Annotated in this window: 1 protein-coding gene; it reads right to left on the bottom strand. The window is 65.8% G+C overall.

Features of this window, described 5'->3' with window-relative positions:
- Positions 1-237, bottom strand: a 237-nt coding sequence (locus tag FMM79_RS01190; RefSeq protein WP_148625403.1) for a hypothetical protein, incomplete at its 3' end; no start/stop codon positions are given.
- Positions 238-398: the final 161 nt, after the last annotated feature.

Here is a 398-nt window from a genome sequence, read left to right as displayed (position 1 = left end):
CTGCTGCTGCGCCGCTTCGGCGATGCCGGTGACGACGATGCCGAAGCGGCGCAGCAGCAGTTCCGCCGGCTCGTCGCTTTCCAGCTTGCCGGTGCTGTAGTGGCCCGGCTTGAGGTTGGCCTCGGCCCATTCCAGCAGGTGCTCGGCGACCTCTTCGGGGCTCGGCTTGTGGGGGAACGGCAGGACTTGACGCTCGGTGGCTTCGTCCTTGCTGTAGGTGATTGCCCAATCGCTCATGGGTAGGCTCCTTGTTTTCGCTGAGTTGGCAGGCCGGCAGGGCCCGAAGGGTAGACCGGCGCGGTCGCGCAAGGGTTGCCCTGGCGCGATGGGCGGTCCCCGTCCGACTGTCGGCCGAGGGCGGAAAACACTTATGATTCAGCCACATGCTTTGTCTGGAC

Origin of the sequence: Novosphingobium sp. BW1 (assembly GCF_008107685.1) — a bacterium.
Taxonomy (GTDB): Bacteria; Pseudomonadota; Alphaproteobacteria; order Sphingomonadales; family Sphingomonadaceae; genus Novosphingobium.
This window is presented reverse-complemented; position numbering and strand designations above follow the sequence as displayed.